Here is a 17,347-nt window from a genome sequence, read left to right on the forward strand (position 1 = left end):
CAGAATGACCACCCCGCGCCGCCCCGCCGACAGAACCGGCGTCCCCCGCACCCTCGCGGAAGAGCTGCGCGGCAGGCCCGACGACGCCCTCGCGGCCCTCCTCGTCGCCCGGCCTGACCTGCTCAACCCCGTCCCCGGCGACCTCACGCAGCTGGCCACCCGCGCCGGCACCCGCGCCTCCGTCGTCCGCGCGCTGGAGCGCCTGGACCGGTTCGCCCTGCAGGTCGCGGAGACACTCGCGGTCGCCCCGGACCCCTGTCCGTACGCCACGCTGGACGCGCTGCTGAGCGGTGACGAGGCCGCGGACCCCCGCGTCTCCCGTGAACTGCCGCGCGCCCTGGGGACGCTGCGCGACCAGGCCCTGGTCTGGGGCGGCGAGGACCGGCTGCGGCTGGTCCGCACGGCCCGCGAACTGCTCGCGCCGAGCGCCGCGCACCCCTCCCCCACCGGCCTCGGGCCGTCGGTCGCGGAGGCCACGGCGGGCATGTCCCCGGGCCGCGTCCAGCAGATCATCGCGGCGGCCGGACTGCCCGCGACACACGATCCAGTGACGGCCGTCGAAGCGTTGACCGAGCTGTTCGAGGACCGTACGCGTATGGCCGCGCTGCTCGCCGGGGCCCCCGCCGACGCGACGGCCGTGCTCGGCAAGCTGCTGTGGGGCCCGCCGTACGGCACGGTCACCGCCGACCCCGCCCCGCACCTGCGCTGGCTGCTGGACCGCGGCCTGCTGCTGTCCGCCGGACCCGGCAATGTGGTGCTGCCCCGCGAAGTCGCCCTCCACCTGCGCGCCGGGCGCGCGCACCGCGCGCCCGAGCCGGTGGCCCCGGAGCTCGCGCCGGTGACCCAGCACGCGGAGCGGACCGTGGACGCGGCGGCCGCCGGCCAGGCGTTCACCGCCCTGGCCACCGTCGAGGAGCTGCTGAAGGAGTGGGAGACCGGCGGTCCGCTGGTGCTGCGCGCGGGCGGTCTCAGCGTCCGCGACCTCAAGCGCACGGCGGCCGTCCTCGACACCCCTGAACAGACGGCGGCCTTCTGGGTGGAGCTGGCGTACGCGGCCGGGCTGCTCGCCTCCGACGGCGAGGTCGACGAGCGGTACGCCCCGACGCCCGCCTACGACGACTGGCTCAAGCTGCCCGCCGAGCAGCGCTGGGCCCGGCTGGCCACCGCCTGGCTCGCCGCGACCCGCGCGGCCGGGCTCGTCGGCGGCCGGGACGCCAAGGCCCGTACGCTCGCCGCGCTCGGCCCCGACCTCGACCGCGGCCCGGCCCTCGAGGTCCGCCACCGCGTCCTCGCGCTGCTCGCCACCCTCCCGCCGGGCGCCTCCGTCTCCCCGGATGCGCTCCTGGCCCGGCTGCACTGGGAGCGCCCGCCGCGCGTCACCACCGGCGCCGAGGAGGACCTGCGCACCCGCCTCGCCCGCTGGGCCCTGGCCGAGGCCGAACTGCTCGGCGTCGTCAACCGCGGCGCCCTCTCCGCCCACGGCCGCGCCCTGCTCCCGCCCGCCGACGAAGCGCACGCCGTGTGGCGGCCGCCGACCGACCCGGAGCTGGGCGCCGCGGGCGTACGGGCCGCGGCCCTCCTCGCCCCGCTGCTGCCGGAGCCGCTCGACCACATCCTGCTCCAGGCCGACCTCACGGCCGTCGCCCCCGGACCGCTCGTCCGGCCGCTGGCCCAGACGCTGGGCGTGCTCGCCGACATCGAGTCCAAGGGCGGGGCCACGGTCTACCGCTTCACCCCCGCCTCCGTGCGGCGGGCCCTGGACGCCGGGCGGACCGCCGACGACCTGAAGGCGTTCCTCACCGCCCACTCGCGCACACCCGTGCCGCAGCCGCTGGCCTATCTCGTCGACGACGTCGCCCGCCGCCACGGCCACCTGCGGGTGGGCGCCGCCTCCTCCTACCTCCGCTGCGACGACGAGGCCGTCCTCGCCGAGATCCTCGCCGACCGCCGCTCCGCGCCCCTGCGGCTGCGCCGCCTCGCGCCGACGGTGCTGGCCGCACAAGCGGCACCGGACGCGCTCCTCGCGGGGCTGCGCGACATGGGGTACGCGCCGGCGGCGGAGTCCGCCGAGGGCGACGTACTGATCGCCCGCGCCGACGCCCACCGCACCCCTCCCCGCACCGCCCCTGCCCCCGTCCCCGAGGGCCCGCCCGCGCCCGACGCGACGCTCCTGGGCGCGGCGGTACGGGCCATCCGCGCGGGCGACATGGCCGCCACCGCCGAACGCAAACCGCTCCCCGACACTGCCACCGGCCGGCTCCCCCGCACGACCTCCGCGGACACCCTCGCCGCGGTCCAGGCCGCGGTCCTCACGGGCACACCGGTGTGGATCGGCTACGTCAACGCGGAGGGCGCGGCGAGCCAGCGGGTGATCGCGCCGGTTCGGGTGGAAGGGGGCTTCGTGACCGCGTACGACCACACGGCGGATGAGATCCGCACGTATCCCTTGCACCGGATCACTGGCGTGGCGGAGCTGGCGGACGACCCGGCGTAAGGGCCGCGCCCCAGCCCCCGCCTGCGGGTCCGTGGGCCTGCGGCGCTTTTCCCCTACCCGCCCCTTCCCGAAACTGGGGGCGAGCCCCCAGACCCCCACAACGTGGCGCGCCCCAGACCTCGCAACACGCTTCGCGCGTTGTCCTCAAGCTCCCCCAGCTAGCGCTGGGAGGTGCCCCCAACGGGCTGAATGGGAACCCTGATGCGGATACGTCCCGCACTTGCTCTCCGGTGGGAGGGGGTGGGGCTGGAGGGTGGGGTTCTGGAACGCGGTGCGAATTCGGGGCACTCCATACGCGAAACGGCACCCGCACCGCGTTCCAGGTCCCCAGCCCGGAAGACCCACCCCCGGCACCCACCACAAACCAGCCCGGCCGGCGCTTGAGGCCACCCCACAGAAAGCACAACGGACCCGCAGAAGACAACGGCGAACCCCCAACCAAGCCCAGCCAAGCGCAGCGATCAGGCACACTGGACGTTTGGCCGAAAGAAATGGGTGAAGCGTTGAACGGACCCCTGATCGTCCAGAGCGACAAGACGTTGCTGCTGGAAGTGGACCACGAGCAGGCGGACGCGTGTCGTCGGGCCATCGCCCCGTTCGCGGAGCTGGAGCGCGCGCCGGAGCACATCCATACGTATCGGGTCACGCCGCTGGGGCTGTGGAACGCGCGGGCGGCCGGGCACGACGCCGAGCAGGTCGTCGACGCCCTGGTGGCCTACTCCCGGTATCCCGTGCCGCACGCCCTGCTCGTGGACATCGCCGAGACGATGGCGCGCTACGGGCGGCTCAAGCTCGTGAAGCACCCCACGCACGGTCTGGTCCTGGAGTGCACGGACCGGCCGGTGCTGGAGGAGATCCTGCGGTCGAAGAAGATCCAGCCGCTGGTGGGCGCCCGGCTCGACCCGGACACGGTGGCCGTGCACCCGTCCGAGCGCGGACAGATCAAGCAGACGCTGCTGAAGCTCGGCTGGCCGGCCGAGGACCTCGCGGGTTACGTCGACGGCGAGGCGCACCCCATCGAGCTGCGCGAGGACGGCTGGTCGCTGCGCCCGTACCAGAAGCAGGCCGTGGAGGGCTTCTGGCACGGCGGGTCCGGCGTCGTCGTGCTGCCCTGCGGCGCGGGCAAGACGCTCGTGGGCGCGGGCGCGATGGCGCAGGCGAAGGCCACGACGCTGATCCTGGTCACCAACACGGTCTCCGCGCGGCAGTGGAAGCACGAGCTGGTCAAGCGGACGTCGCTGACCGAGGACGAGATCGGCGAGTACAGCGGCACGAAGAAGGAGATCCGGCCGGTCACCATCGCCACCTACCAGGTCCTGACGACGAAGCGGAAGGGCATCTACCCGCACCTGGAGCTCTTCGACTCCCGCGACTGGGGTCTGGTGGTCTACGACGAGGTGCACCTGCTGCCCGCGCCGGTCTTCAAGTTCACCGCCGACCTCCAGGCGCGCCGCCGCCTCGGCCTGACCGCGACGCTCGTGCGCGAGGACGGCCGCGAGTCGGACGTGTTCTCGCTCATCGGCCCGAAGCGCTTCGACGCCCCCTGGAAGGAGATCGAGGCGCAGGGCTACATCGCGCCCGCCGACTGTGTCGAGGTCCGCGTCAATCTGACGGACAGCGAGCGGCTGGCGTACGCGACGGCCGAGACGGAGGAGAAGTACCGCTACTGCGCGACCACGGCCACCAAGCGGCGGGTCACGGAGGCGCTGGTGGCCAAGCACCGGGGTGAGCAGACGCTGGTCATCGGCCAGTACATCGACCAGCTCGACGAGCTGGGCGAGCACCTGGGCGCGCCGGTCATCAAGGGCGAGACGACCAACGCCCAGCGGGAGAAGCTCTTCGGCGCGTTCCGCGAGGGTGAGCTGAGCGTCCTGGTGGTCTCGAAGGTCGCCAACTTCTCCATCGACCTGCCGGAGGCGACCGTCGCCATCCAGGTGTCGGGCACCTTCGGCTCCCGCCAGGAGGAGGCACAGCGCCTGGGCCGCGTCCTGCGGCCGAAGGCGGACGGCCACGAGGCGCGCTTCTATTCGGTGGTGGCGCGTGACACGGTCGACCAGGACTTCGCGGCGCACCGCCAGCGCTTCCTGGCGGAGCAGGGCTACGCGTACCGCATCGTGGACGCGGACTCCCTGCTCGCGGGCGAGGACGCGTAGCGGACCGGCGTCCGGGAGCGGCCGGGCGGCGCGTGTTCAGACGCGGCGGGCCGGGCGGCGCGTGGTCAGACGCGCCGCTCGTCGGTGTACTGCCCGAGGAGGACGACGCTGACGGCCGCGCCGGCGAATGCCTTGATCGCGCGGAGGGCGGCGGTGAAGGAGAAGGGCGTGGTGTCCGGGGTTGCGGATGCGGTGGTCATGTCGTCCATGATGGTTTTCGGGTGCCCCTCGCCACATCGCCCTGCCGGTGTAAACCCCGGGGCGCTGCCGTACGACCCAAGGCCCATGCCGTCCCCTACGGAAGGGGGAGGGCGACCCTGAGAAGGGCCAGGGGCGCGTCGGAAATTCATTCGCGCGCCTTCTGCGTGCTGGTTACAATCGCCCGTCCTGCCGCCTCCCGCACGCTACGGGAGCGCCCCCGTCCGGTCGGAAACCGGCGGGTCCCGCTCGTCCACAGCACTCTCCCGGAGGCCATGCCGTGCCCGCGCAGCAAGTGACCGATGCCAACGCCCCTCTCGAGCGCGAGCGCGCCCATCTCTCCTCCTCCCGGGCGGCGCTGCGCGCGATGCGTGCCGACGTCGAGTCCCTGGACATCAAGGACGTGACCGCGAACTGGGTCAACGCGGCTGTCCTGCAACGCCAGATCGACGACCGCATCACCGCCCTCGCCGACCTCGCGCACACCCCGCTCTTCTTCGGCCGCCTCGACTATGTGCACGCGCCGGACGCCGATCAGGCGGAGGGTGCGGAGGGCGAGCGGTTCTATATCGGCCGCAGGCACGTGCACGACGCGGACGGCGACCCGATGGTGATCGACTGGCGCGCGCCGGTCTCCCAGCCGTTCTACCGGGCGTCGAAGAAGAACCCCATGGACGTCGGCACGCGCCGCCGGTTCGGTTACACCGGCGGCGAGTTGACGGCGTACGAGGACGAGGATCTCACCGACACGGCGGGCGCCGAGCGGACGAGTCAGCTGCTCCAGGCGGAGATCGAGCGGCCGCGCGTCGGCCCGATGCGGGACATCGTCGCCACGATCCAGCCGGAGCAGGACGAGATCGTCCGCGCGGACATCGGCGGCACGGTGTGCGTCCAGGGTGCCCCGGGCACCGGCAAGACCGCCGTCGGCCTGCACCGTGTGGCCTATCTGCTCTACGCCCACCGCGAGCGCCTCGCCCGCACCGGCACGCTGGTCGTCGGGCCGAACCGGTCGTTCCTGCACTACATCGAGCAGGTCCTGCCCGCGCTGGGCGAGTTGAACGTCGCCCAGGCCACCGTCGACGACCTCGTCGCCCACGTCGAGGTCCGCGGCACGGACACCGCCGCCGCGGCGTGCGTCAAGGGCGACGCCCGCATGGCCGAGGTGCTGCGGCGGGCCGTGCGGTCCGGGGTGACGATGCCGGTGGAGCCGCTCGTCGTCGTGCGCGGTTCGCGCCGGTGGCGGGTCCCGGCGTACGAGATCGAGGAGATCGTCCGCGAGCTGCTGGCCCGTGACATCCGCTACGGGGCGGCGCGCGACGCCCTGCCGCAGCGCATCGCGCACGCCGTGCTCATCCGCATGGAGGCGGCGGGCGAGGCGCCCGACGACCGCGTGCAGGACGCGGTGGCCCGCAACGCGGCGGTGAAGGCGGTGGTCAAGTCCGTCTGGCCGCAGGTCGATCCGGCGAAGCTGGTGCTCCGGCTGCTCACCGACGCGGAGTTCCTGGCCGAGCATGCGGAGGGCCTCCTCACGCCGGAGGAGCAGGCGGGGATCCTCATGGACAGGCCGGCCCGGAGCGTGAAGTCCGCCAAGTGGACCGCCGCGGACGCGGTGTTGATCGACGAGGCCGCCGACCTCGTGGCCCGCACGCCCTCGCTCGGGCACGTGGTCCTGGACGAGGCGCAGGACCTCTCCCCCATGCAGTACAGAGCGGTGGGCCGGCGCTGCACGACGGGTTCGGCGACGATCCTCGGCGACCTGGCGCAGGGCACGACCCCGTGGGCCACCCGCAGCTGGACGGAGGCCCTCACCCACCTGGGCAAGCCGGACGCCACCGTGGAGGAACTCACGCAGGGCTTCCGCGTCCCCCGTGAGGTCATCGCGTACGCGTCCCGCCTCCTGCCCGCGATCGCGCCGGAGCTGGGCGAGGCGACGTCCGTACGCGAGGCGGCGGGCGACTTCTCCGTACGCTCCGTCGCCGCGGACGACCTGGACACAGCGGTGATCGAAGCGTGCCGGGCAGCCCTGGCCCACGAGGGCTCGACCGGCCTGATCGCGGCGGACTCCCGCATCCCCGCGCTGGCCGCGGCCCTGGAGGAGGCGGGCCTGCCCTGCCTCGCCCCGGGCGAGGAGACGAGCGCGGAGGCCCGCCTGACCCTGGTCCCGGCGACGCTCGCGAAGGGCCTGGAGTACGACTACGTCGTCCTGGACGAGCCGGAGCGGGTGGTATCAGGAGAACCGGACGAACGAACGGGCCTGCGCCGCCTCTACGTGGCGCTGACCCGAGCGGTATCGGGGCTGACGGTCATTCACGCGGCGCCGCTGCCGGACGAATTGACGTAGGCCCCGGCCGCGCGCCGGTCGTCGCCCGCGGCGGGCTTCGTTCTCCTGCCCGCCCCTTCCCGGCTGCGTCTGATGTGCGGCTCCGCCGCGTGGGGGGCAAGCCCCCACAAACCAGCCCGGCCGGCGCTTGAGGCCATCCGAACCGCAACCACACACAACCCGCGGAAGAAACCCGGTCAACCCCCAAGCGCCTCCCGCCAGACCGAAACCGCCGAAGCGGAAACCGGAGCAGCCCACCCCCCAGGCCGGGCCGCGCCACCGATATGGAACCCACTCAGCCCCGCGTCAAGAAGCACAGGCACATGCTTCAGCTGAAGCCCGCCACCCACCAGAATGCGCGGCTCGTAGCCCGGCTCGTCCCCCCGCGCCGCCTCGGCGAGCAGCGTGGGGATGCCGTCGCCGACGCCGGAGGCGGAGCCCGCGGTGAGGTAGGTGTCGAGGCCGGGGAAGTCGGCGAGCTGCTTGCGCAGGGCGTCCCGGTCGGCGGCGCGGTCGATGGCGCGGTGGAAGGTCCACCGGGCCCGGGGCCCGACCGCCTCGGCGAGGGCGGCGACGGCGGTGAGGTCGGCCCGGCCGTCGTCGGTGAGGAAGCCGAGGACGAACTCGTCGGCGCCCTCGGCGGCCAGCGCCCGAGCGGCATCGCACAGGGCGGCGAGCTCGGACGCGGTCCCGGCGGAGAAGCCGTCGGTGGCGCGGAGCATGACGCGTACGGGGAGGGAGACGGCCGCGCGGACGGCGGCGAAGGTCGTGACGGCGGGGGTGAGCCCGTCCGCGGCCATGTCGGTGACCAGTTCGAGGCGGTCCGCCCCTCCGGCCTGGGCCGCCACCGCGTCCTCGGGGGTGAGCGCGATGACCTCGAGAATTGGTCTAGACATGTAGCACAGAGTGCCACACCGGCGCCCGGCGTCAAAAGCGGTGCTCCACAATTGGCCTATGGCAGACACGGCGGCAGACACGCCCCAGCACCCGTCCGGCCCCGCCCTGCGCGCCCGCTGGCGGGACACCGTCGTACGGGCCCGCGGCGGGGCCACCGCCCCGGACCCGGCGCCGTACGCGCAGGACCTGCTGCGCCGCTGGTCGGAGCCGCAGCGCCGGTACCACACGGTCGACCACCTGGCGGCGGTCCTCGACCGCGTCGACGAGCTGGCGGCGTACGCGGAGGACGCCGACACGGTGCGCTTCGCGGCGTGGTTCCACGACGCGGTCTACCGCCCGGACCGCTCGGAGAACGAGGAGCGCAGCGCGCATCTCGCGGAGCGCGCCCTGCCGGAGCTGGGCCTCGACGCGGACCGGACCGCGGAGACCGCCCGGCTCGTCCGGCTGACGGTGACGCACGACCCGGCGGAGGGCGACCGCAACGGCGAGGTGCTGTGCGACGCGGACCTGGCGGTGCTGGCGGGGGCGCCGCAGGAGTACGCGGCGTACGCGGCGGCGGTCCGCGAGGAGTACGGCTTCGTGCCCGACGCGGCGTTCCGCGAGGGCCGGGCGGCGGTGCTGCGGCATCTGCTGGGGCTGCCGCGCCTGTTCCGCACGCCGCTGGGCCACGAGCGCTGGGAGCCGACGGCCCGCCGCAACCTCGGCACGGAGCTGGAGCTGCTGACGGCCTGAGGGGCTACAGCAGCCCGCCGGCGGGCCGTTCGTGCTTGGGCCTGCGTAGCCCGGCCACCACCAGCAGCCGCACGAGCTCCTTGCTGCCCACCTCCCGCGCGCCCATCCGCACGGCCTCGCCGTACGACGTCGACGGGATGTCGTAGTGGTCCCGGTCGAACGCCCGCGAGGGGGCACCGAGCCGCGCCGCGAACTCGTGCAGCTCGGCGAACGACACGTCGCTGACCAGGTGGGACCACATGCGTCCGTGACCGGGCCAGGTCGGCGGGTCGATATAGAGGGTCACCGCGGTGCCGCCCCCAGCGACCCCACGCGCGCCACCAGCACCGCCTGCTTGGCACAGGCCCAGTGCGGGTCGGGGCCGAGCTCGGGCTCGACCTCCAGGGCGTGCGGGTCGCCGGAGTCCGTGCAGACCGGGCACAGGGGCCACCGGCCGTGCCGCTCCAGCAGGGCGTCCTGGACGTCCTGGGCGATCAGCCCCACGACGTACGCCACGCCCTCCGGCCACTGCTCGACCCACCACCGGCGGTGGACCACCGCGTCCTCGACGAGGGAGACGACATCGGCCTCCGCCACGTCACCGGCCATGAGGTCGGCGAGGACGAGGGCGCGCGCCGTGTGCAGTGCCTGTTCGAGCTCCATATGGTCCATTGTCCGGGATGGGGAGGGTTGACGGTTCACCGGTCCGAAAATACCTTTCATGAGGTGAGCAGCAAACTGAAAGAAACTTTCACGGCCGTCCCGGCACCCGCCGTCACACCTCCGGCCCCCGGCGCGCTGGCCGCCAAGGTCCGCACGCTGGCGCCCTCGATGACCCGCTCCATGCAGCGCGTCGCCGAGGCCGTTGCGGGCGACCCGGCGGGCTCGGCCGCACTCACGGTCACCGGTCTCGCGGAGCGCACCGGCACCAGCGAGGCCACCGTCGTGCGCACCGCGCGCATCCTGGGGTACCCCGGCTACCGCGACCTGCGCCTGGCGCTCGCCGCGCTCGCGGCCGAGCAGGCGGCGGGCCGCGCCCCGGCCGTCACGGCCGACATCGCGGTGGACGACCCGCTGGCCGACGTGGTCGCCAAGCTCGCCCACGAGGAGGCACAGTGCCTGGCCGACACCGCCGCCGCGCTGGACACCGCGCAGCTGGAGTCGGCGGTCGGCGCGCTGGCCACCGCCCGGCGCACCGACGTCTACGGCATCGGCGCGTCCCATCTCGTCGGCCAGGACCTGGTGCAGAAGCTGCTGCGCATCGGCATGATCGCGCACGCGCCCGCCGACCCCCACCTGGCCGTCACCAACGCCGTGCAATTGCGGGCCGGTGACGTCGCCATCGCCATCACCCATTCGGGCCGGACCACCGACGTCATCGAGCCGCTGCGGGTCGCCTTCGAGCACGGTGCGACGACGATCGCGATCACCGGCCGCCCCGACGGGGAGATCGCGCAGTACGCCGACCACGTCCTCACCACCTCCACCGCCCGTGAGAGCGAGCTGCGCCCGGCCGCCATGTCGAGCCGCACCAGCCAACTCCTCGTGGTGGACTGCCTGTTCATCGGCGTCGCCCAGCGGACGTACGAGCGGGCGGCACCCGCCCTGTCCGCCTCCTACGAAGCGCTCGCCCACCGGCACGACCCCCGCGGCCGGGACCTGCCGTGACCAGCGGCCCGCCACGGAGAGGCGCCGCCCCCATGGACTCGCCCGCGCACGCGGAGCTCCGCGCCGAGCTCGCCACCCTCACCACCGAGGCGTTCCGCCCCGAACTCGCGGACATCGACCGGCTGCCCACGCTCGACATCGCGAAGATCATGAACGGTGAGGATGCCACCGTCGCCACCGCCGTCGCCGCGCGACTCCCCGGCATAGCCGAGGCCATCGACGCGATCGCGGCCCGGATGGCCGGTGGCGGACGGCTCGTCTACGCGGGCGCGGGCACGGCCGGCCGGCTCGGCGTGCTGGACGCCAGCGAGTGCCCGCCGACCTTCAACACCGACCCCGCGCAGGTCGTCGGCCTCATCGCGGGCGGCGCGCCCGCGCTGGTCACGGCGGTGGAAGGGGCCGAGGACAGCCGGGAGCTGGCCGCCGGGGACCTGAGGGCGATCGGCATCGGCCCGGCCGACACGGTCGTGGGCGTCTCGGCCTCCGGCCGCACCCCGTACGCCCTCGGCGCCGTCACACACGCCCGCGCGGCGGGCGCGCTCACCGTCGGGCTGTCCTGCAACGCCGGCTCGCCGCTCGGCGCGGCCGCCGAGCACGCGATCGAGGTCGTCGTGGGACCCGAACTCCTCACCGGATCCACCCGGTTGAAGGCGGGCACCGCGCAGAAGCTCGTCCTCAACATGCTCTCGACCATCACCATGATCCGGCTCGGCAAGACCTACGGGAACCTGATGGTCGACGTGCGCGCCTCCAACGACAAACTGCGCGCCCGCTCCCGGCACATCGTCGCCCTGGCGACCGGCGCCTCCGACGCGGAGACGGAGGCGGCGCTGGCGGAGACCGGCGGCGAGGTGAAGAACGCGATCCTCGTCGTGCTCGGTGGGGTCGACGGCCCCACGGCCGCGCGCCTGCTGGAGGAGTCGGCCGGGCACCTGCGCACGGCCCTGCGTGCGGTCGCCGGGGGCTGACCCGCGGGAGAGAATCCCGTTACGAGCGTCCCCGGAGCAAGGGACTTGCCCATGGCCCCAGACGACAGCCACGCCGCCACGGCCGCCGCGCTGCTCCCGCTCCTGGGCGGCGCCGGGAACATCGCCTCCGTCGAGAACTGCATGACCCGGCTGCGGCTGGAGCTCCACGACCCCGCCCTCGTCCGGGGCGAGGCGCTGCGGGCGCTGCCGGGCGTGCTGGGCGTGGTCGAGGACGGGCGGGCGTACCAGGTCGTGCTGGGCCCGGGGGCCGTCGCCCGGGTGGCGCCCGAGCTGACCCGGCTGAGCGCGGCCGCGCCGGTCACCGCCGAGGCCCTGGCCGAGCGGGGCGCGGCGATCCGCGCCGGCCGCGCCGAGCGCAACGCCACCCCGGGCAAGCTCTTCCTGCGCCGGATCGCGGCCGTCTTCGTGCCGCTGATCCCGGCGCTGATCGGCTGCGGCATCGTCGCCGGGCTCGGCGGTCTGCTCACCAATCTCCACTGGCTGCCCGGCCTCTCGCCCGCGCTGACCGCGATCGCCTCGGGCTTCATGTCGCTGATCGCGGTGTTCGTCGGCTACAACACGGCGAAGGAGTTCGACGGCACCCCGGTGCTGGGCGGCGCGGTCGCGGCGATCACGGTGTACGGCGGCGTCGGCCGGGTCAGCGCCTTCGGGGAGCGGCTGGCGCCGGGCCAGGGCGGGGTGCTCGGCGCGCTCGCCGCCGCCCTGCTGGCGACGTGTGTCGAGAGGTGGTGCCGCGGCCGGGTGCCGGAGACCCTGGACGTCCTCGTCACCCCGACGCTCACGGTGCTGGCGACGGGCCTGGTCACGCTGTACGGGCTGATGTACGCGGCCGGGAAGGCGGCCGCGGCCGTCGGGCGGTGGGCGGACTGGCTGCTGGCCAACGGCGGCGCGGGCGCGGGCTTCGTGCTGGGCGGGCTGTTCCTGCCGCTGGTGATGCTGGGCCTGCACCAGGCGCTGATCCCCGTCCATACGACGCTGATCCAGCAGGAGGGCTACACCGTCCTGCTGCCGATCCTGGCGATGGCGGGCGCGGGCCAGGTGGGGGCGGCCCTCGCGGTCTACGTCCGGCTCCGGCGCAATCTCTCGGTGCGCGGCACGATCCGCTCCGCGCTGCCGGCCGGCTTCCTGGGCATCGGCGAGCCGCTGATCTACGGCGTCTCGCTGCCGCTGGGGCGGCCGTTCGTCACGGCGTGCGTGGGCGGCGCGTTCGGCGGCGGCTTCGTGGGCCTGCTCAACCAGCTGGGCACCAAGGTCGGCACCACGGCCATCGGCCCGTCGGGCTGGGCCCTCTTCCCCCTGCTGAAGGGCAACCACGGCCTCGGCCGGACGGCGGCGGTCTACGCGCTGGGGCTGCTGGTGGGATACGTGGCGGGGTTCGTGGCGACGTACCTCTTCGGCTTCGGCAAGGCGGCGCTCGCGGAGCTGAACGCGCGAACGCCCGAGGGCGGCACCCCATCACGGGGTGCCGCCCTCGGCAGGACGCGAGCCGTTCCCCGCTCACCGGACAGAAGCCGGTGAGCGGCGGGAGGAGTCGGCTCAGAAGTCCATGTCACCGCCCGGCATGCCGCCCGGAGCGGCCGCGGCGGCCTTCTCCGGCTTGTCGGCGATGACGGCCTCGGTGGTCAGGAACAGCGCGGCGATGGACGCGGCGTTCTGCAGGGCGGAACGCGTGACCTTCGCCGGGTCGATGATGCCCTCGGCGATCATGTCGACGTACTCGCCGGTCGCGGCGTTCAGACCGTGGCCGACCGTGAGGTTGCGGACCTTCTCCACGACGACGCCGCCCTCGAGACCACCGTTGACGGCGATCTGCTTCAGCGGGGCCTCCAGGGCCAGGCGCACGGCGTTGGCGCCGGTGGCCTCGTCGCCCTCGAGCTCGAGCTTCTCGAAGACCGCGGAAGCCTGGAGCAGGGCCACGCCACCACCGGCGACGATGCCCTCCTCGACGGCCGCCTTCGCGTTGCGGACGGCGTCCTCGATGCGGTGCTTGCGCTCCTTGAGCTCGACCTCGGTCGCGGCACCGGCCTTGATGACGGCCACGCCGCCGGCCAGCTTCGCGAGGCGCTCCTGGAGCTTCTCGCGGTCGTAGTCCGAGTCGCTGTTCTCGATCTCGGCGCGGATCTGGTTGACGCGGCCCTGGACCTGGTCGCTGTCACCGGCACCGTCGACGATGGTCGTCTCGTCCTTGGTGATGACGACCTTGCGGGCGCGGCCGAGCAGGTCGAGACCGGCGTTCTCCAGCTTGAGGCCGACCTCCTCGGAGATGACGGTGCCACCGGTGAGGATGGCGATGTCGCCGAGCATGGCCTTGCGGCGGTCACCGAAGCCCGGGGCCTTGACGGCGACGGACTTGAAGGTGCCACGGATCTTGTTGACGACCAGGGTCGACAGGGCCTCGCCCTCGACGTCCTCGGCGATGATCAGCAGCGGCTTGCCGGACTGCATGACCTTCTCGAGGAGCGGCAGCAGGTCCTTGACCGAGCCGATCTTCGAGTTGACGATCAGGATGTACGGGTCGTCCAGGGACGCCTCCATACGCTCCATGTCGGTGGCGAAGTACGCCGAGATGTAGCCCTTGTCGAAGCGCATACCCTCGGTGAGCTCCAGCTCCAGACCGAAGGTCTGGGACTCCTCGACGGTGATGACGCCTTCCTTGCCGACCTTGTCCATCGCCTCGGCGATGAGCTCGCCGATCTGGGTGTCGGCGGCGGAGATGGAGGCGGTGGAGGCGATCTGCTCCTTGGTCTCCACGTCCTTGGCCTGCTCGAGCAGCGCACCGGAGACGGCCTCGACGGCCTTCTCGATGCCGCGCTTGAGGGCCATCGGGTTGGCGCCCGCGGCGACGTTGCGCAGGCCCTCGCGGACCAGCGCCTGGGCCAGGACGGTCGCGGTCGTCGTGCCGTCACCGGCGACGTCGTCCGTCTTCTTCGCGACCTCCTTGACCAGCTCGGCGCCGATCTTCTCGTACGGGTCCTCGAGCTCGATCTCCTTGGCGATGGACACACCATCGTTGGTGATCGTGGGGGCGCCCCACTTCTTCTCGAGGACGACGTTGCGGCCCTTGGGGCCGAGGGTGACCTTGACGGCGTCGGCGAGCTGGTTCATCCCGCGCTCGAGACCGCGCCGTGCCTCCTCGTCGAACGCGATGATCTTGGCCATGTGAAGTGGTCCTCCCAGGACGGGGTGGATTTCTCCGGACCGCGCTGGCGCCCGCGACGGACGGCTCACCGGCCTGGCGGTTCCTTGCCCCACCCGGCTGATGGACCTCACCGACGGTCCAAATCTGTCACTCTCACTCGGAGAGTGCTAACGCCAATGATTAGCACTCGACCCCCCAGAGTGCAAGCGATCCGTTCATGAGCGCACCGTTAGTGGCACCGGGGGCACCCCCGGACGAAGTCTGGGGGCGCAAGCGATCCGTTCATGAGCGCACCGTTAGTGGCACCGGGGGCACCCCCGGACGAAGCCCGGGGGCGCGAGCGCCTCCACAGAAGGGCGCCCCTACGGCGTGACTTCCGGGTACACACGGAACGCGCGCGTACGCGCACACATACGCGCGCGAGGGCACACGAAGGGCCCGTACCCCGGTGCGCGGGTACGGGCCCCTCGGCGAGCTGAGTGAGCCGGTGGTCGATGCGCCGAGATCAGACGGCGAGCTTGACCATGTCCGCCTGCGGCCCCTTCTGGCCCTGCGAGATCTCGAACTCCACTCGCTGACCCTCCTCGAGGGTGCGGTAGCCGTCCATCTGGATCGCGCTGTAGTGGACGAATACATCCGCACCACCGTCGACCGCGATGAAGCCGTACCCCTTCTCCGCGTTGAACCACTTGACGGTGCCCTGAGCCATGCCTAACTCCCCTATTACTGGCCCTTGCGCAGGACCGCACTTCGCGGACCCGGGTCAGACCTCACCTCCGGAACTTCTCCCCAGCCGGTGGCAGGGGAAATCCCGGTGGTGTGCGCCGGAACGCGTCGACCGCGGCTGAATGTATCTGCACGGATGCCGTCTGCAACAGGTCACTCGGACGAGAATTCCCGGCGCGGCTGATTGCCGAAATGCGGCGAACTCCGGTGGATCCAGGGCAAGTCGGGCCGGGCATAGCGCAAGCAACCCGACAATTCGCGCACACAGTTCGCGCACAACTTGACGGGTTCTCATATGCGTTCGGCACTGACGCCGGAGGGGGATCGCCCCAACTGTATCGCGCTCAACAGACGGAATCGCCCCGTCCGTTTCACGGCCGGGGCGATTCAGGGGACCTTTCGCAGGAAGCTTGCGTAAAGCTCAGCCGCCGGCGACGGCGGGGATGATCGACACCCCGGCGCCGTCGGGCGTGGGCGTCGAAAGCCCCTGCTCGAAGCGCACGTCGTCGTCATTGACATACACGTTCACGAACCGGCGCAGCTTCCCCGCGTCGTCGAGGACGCGGGCGGCGATGCCGGGGTGGTTCTTCTCCAGATCGCCGATCACCTCGGCGAGCGTCGCCCCCTCGGCCGGGACTTCGGCGACACCGCCGGTGTAGGTGCGGAGGATGGTGGGGATGCGAACGGAGATGCTCATGGGGGTCCTGCCTTTCCGGTATTCCGGTGTCCGGTGAATGGTCGGGTGGGGACATCAGCCGGTGGCGAGCCCGGCGGTGCGGAACGCCTCCAGGGACGGCCGGATGGTCGCGGACGGCCCGGCCGCCACGGCGTCCAGCGTCTTGAGCCCGTCGCCGGTGTTGAGCACGACCGTCGTCAGCGCGGGGTCGAGCACCCCGCGCTCGATGAGCTTGCGGGTGACGCCCACCGTCACCCCGCCCGCGGTCTCCGCGAAGATCCCCTCCGTCCGGGCCAGCAGCCGGATCGCGTCGACGATCTCCGCGTCGTCCACGTCCTCCACGGCACCGCCCGTCCGCCGGGCGATGTCGAGCACATACGGCCCGTCGGCGGGGTTGCCGATGGCGAGGGACTTCGCGATCGTGTCCGGCTTCACCGGCCGCACCACGTCGTGGCCGTCCTTGAACGCGCGGGAGACCGGCGAGCAGCCCGCCGCCTGCGCGCCGAAGATCCGGTACGGCCGGTCCTCGACCAGGCCCAGCGCGATCAGCTCCTTCAGCCCCTTGTCGATCTTCGTGAGCTGGGAGCCGGAGGCGATGGGGATCACGATCTGGTCCGGCAGGCGCCAGCCCAGCTGCTCGCAGATCTCGTACGCGAGGGTCTTGGAGCCCTCGCCGTAGTACGGGCGGAGGTTGACGTTGACAAAGCCCCAGCCCTCGCCGAGCGGGTCGCCGATCAGCTCGGAGCAGAAGCGGTTCACGTCGTCGTAGGTGCCCTCGATGCCCACCAGGTCGCCGCCGTAGACCGCGGCCATGACGACCTTGCCGGCCTCCAGGTCGTGCGGGATGAAGACACAGGACTTGAAACCCGCGCGGGCCGCGGCGGCACCGACCGCGCCGGCGAGGTTGCCGGTCGAGGAGCAGGAGAGCGTGGTGAAGCCGAAGGCGCGCGCCGCCTCGACCGCGATGGCGACGACGCGGTCCTTGAAGGAGTGCGTGGGGTTGCCGGAGTCGTCCTTGACGTACAGCCCGCCGGTGACGCCCAGCTCGCGGGCGAGGTTGTCGGCCTTGACGAGCTTGGTGAAGCCGGGGTTGAGGCTGGGCTTCTCCGCCACGTTCTCGGGTACGGGCAGCAGCGGGGCGTAGCGCCAGATGTTGTCGGGACCGGCCTCGATGCGGCGGCGCAGGGCCTCGGGATCGCCGGTGGGGAGGTCGTACGCGACTTCGAGCGGGCCGAAACAGGCGGCGCAGGCGAAGATGGGACCGAGGTCGAACCGCTCCCCGCACTCACGGCACGAGAGGGCGACGGCGGGACCGAGCGCGACAGAAGTGGTTGAGCTTTCGACAGACTGCACAGCCATGGAGGCGAGGCCCTTTC

At 72.8% G+C, this 17,347-nt stretch carries 15 protein-coding genes; 7 read left to right on the forward strand and 8 right to left on the reverse strand.

Annotation, left to right across the window (positions count from 1 at the left end):
* Nucleotides 1-4 precede the first annotated feature (4 nt).
* Entirely contained in the window at nucleotides 5-2,494 is a 2,490-nt protein-coding gene (locus ACH427_RS05835) for a helicase-associated domain-containing protein (RefSeq protein WP_398868142.1), read from the forward strand.
* A gap of 503 nt (nucleotides 2,495-2,997) precedes the next feature.
* A complete protein-coding gene (locus tag ACH427_RS05840; protein ID WP_398868143.1) occupies nucleotides 2,998-4,647 on the forward strand; it encodes a DNA repair helicase XPB in 1,650 nt (549 codons plus the stop codon).
* A 65-nt stretch (nucleotides 4,648-4,712) separates the two neighbouring features.
* On the opposite strand, the gene ACH427_RS05845 is transcribed toward ACH427_RS05840, so the two are convergent.
* On the reverse strand, nucleotides 4,713-4,847 hold the full coding sequence (locus ACH427_RS05845) for a hypothetical protein (RefSeq protein ID WP_398868144.1): 135 nt from the start codon (nucleotides 4,845-4,847) through the stop codon (nucleotides 4,713-4,715).
* A 278-nt stretch (nucleotides 4,848-5,125) separates the two neighbouring features.
* On the opposite strand from ACH427_RS05845, the gene ACH427_RS05850 reads away from it, so the two are divergent.
* Entirely contained in the window at nucleotides 5,126-7,186 is a 2,061-nt protein-coding gene (locus ACH427_RS05850; RefSeq protein ID WP_398868145.1) for a HelD family protein, read from the forward strand.
* Between the two features lie 176 nt (nucleotides 7,187-7,362).
* Here ACH427_RS05850 and ACH427_RS05855 read toward each other — a convergent pair whose 3' ends face one another.
* Nucleotides 7,363-8,061, reverse strand: coding sequence for a copper homeostasis protein CutC (locus ACH427_RS05855; RefSeq protein WP_398868146.1), 699 nt, complete (start codon nucleotides 8,059-8,061; stop codon nucleotides 7,363-7,365).
* A 58-nt stretch (nucleotides 8,062-8,119) separates the two neighbouring features.
* On the opposite strand from ACH427_RS05855, the gene ACH427_RS05860 reads away from it, so the two are divergent.
* Nucleotides 8,120-8,794, forward strand: a complete 675-nt coding sequence (locus ACH427_RS05860) for a hypothetical protein (protein WP_398868147.1) — start codon at nucleotides 8,120-8,122, stop codon at nucleotides 8,792-8,794.
* Nucleotides 8,795-8,798: 4 nt separating this feature from the next.
* On the opposite strand, the gene ACH427_RS05865 is transcribed toward ACH427_RS05860, so the two are convergent.
* A complete protein-coding gene (locus tag ACH427_RS05865; protein WP_398868148.1) occupies nucleotides 8,799-9,080 on the reverse strand; it encodes a DUF4031 domain-containing protein in 282 nt (93 codons plus the stop codon).
* Nucleotides 9,077-9,436: a hypothetical protein gene (locus ACH427_RS05870; protein ID WP_398868149.1), complete on the reverse strand. Its 360-nt coding sequence runs from the start codon at nucleotides 9,434-9,436 to the stop codon at nucleotides 9,077-9,079. The genes ACH427_RS05865 and ACH427_RS05870 overlap by 4 nt, the downstream gene beginning before the upstream one ends.
* Nucleotides 9,437-9,499: 63 nt before the next feature.
* Between ACH427_RS05870 and ACH427_RS05875 the strand changes: the two genes are divergently transcribed.
* Genes ACH427_RS05875 through ACH427_RS05885 form a run of 3 tightly spaced genes read left to right on the forward strand, consistent with a single transcriptional unit; the run spans nucleotide 9,500 to nucleotide 12,948 of the window.
* Entirely contained in the window at nucleotides 9,500-10,441 is a 942-nt protein-coding gene (locus ACH427_RS05875) for a MurR/RpiR family transcriptional regulator (protein ID WP_398868150.1), read from the forward strand.
* Between the two features lie 32 nt (nucleotides 10,442-10,473).
* Complete coding sequence (gene murQ, locus ACH427_RS05880) at nucleotides 10,474-11,409, forward strand: N-acetylmuramic acid 6-phosphate etherase (protein WP_398868151.1); 936 nt, start codon at nucleotides 10,474-10,476, stop codon at nucleotides 11,407-11,409.
* Nucleotides 11,410-11,460: 51 nt separating this feature from the next.
* Nucleotides 11,461-12,948 carry a PTS transporter subunit EIIC gene (locus ACH427_RS05885; protein ID WP_398868152.1) on the forward strand — a complete coding sequence of 496 codons (1,488 nt, stop codon included), beginning with the start codon at nucleotides 11,461-11,463 and terminating at the stop codon, nucleotides 12,946-12,948.
* Between the two features lie 18 nt (nucleotides 12,949-12,966).
* On the opposite strand, the gene groL is transcribed toward ACH427_RS05885, so the two are convergent.
* From groL to thrC, 4 genes are all read right to left on the reverse strand, one after another.
* A complete protein-coding gene (gene groL, locus ACH427_RS05890) occupies nucleotides 12,967-14,589 on the reverse strand; it encodes a chaperonin GroEL (RefSeq protein ID WP_366007490.1) in 1,623 nt (540 codons plus the stop codon).
* A gap of 485 nt (nucleotides 14,590-15,074) precedes the next feature.
* On the reverse strand, nucleotides 15,075-15,278 hold the full coding sequence (locus ACH427_RS05895; RefSeq protein WP_005315736.1) for a cold-shock protein: 204 nt from the start codon (nucleotides 15,276-15,278) through the stop codon (nucleotides 15,075-15,077).
* Nucleotides 15,279-15,716: 438 nt separating this feature from the next.
* Nucleotides 15,717-15,992, reverse strand: a complete 276-nt coding sequence (locus ACH427_RS05900) for a MoaD/ThiS family protein (protein WP_398868153.1) — start codon at nucleotides 15,990-15,992, stop codon at nucleotides 15,717-15,719.
* A gap of 54 nt (nucleotides 15,993-16,046) precedes the next feature.
* Nucleotides 16,047-17,330 (reverse strand): threonine synthase, encoded by a 1,284-nt coding sequence (gene thrC, locus ACH427_RS05905; protein WP_398868154.1) that lies wholly within the window; start codon nucleotides 17,328-17,330, stop codon nucleotides 16,047-16,049.
* Between the last annotated feature and the right edge of the window lie 17 nt (nucleotides 17,331-17,347).

It is taken from the genome of Streptomyces sp. NPDC020379 (assembly GCF_044387105.1).
GTDB lineage: Bacteria > Actinomycetota > Actinomycetes > Streptomycetales > Streptomycetaceae > Streptomyces.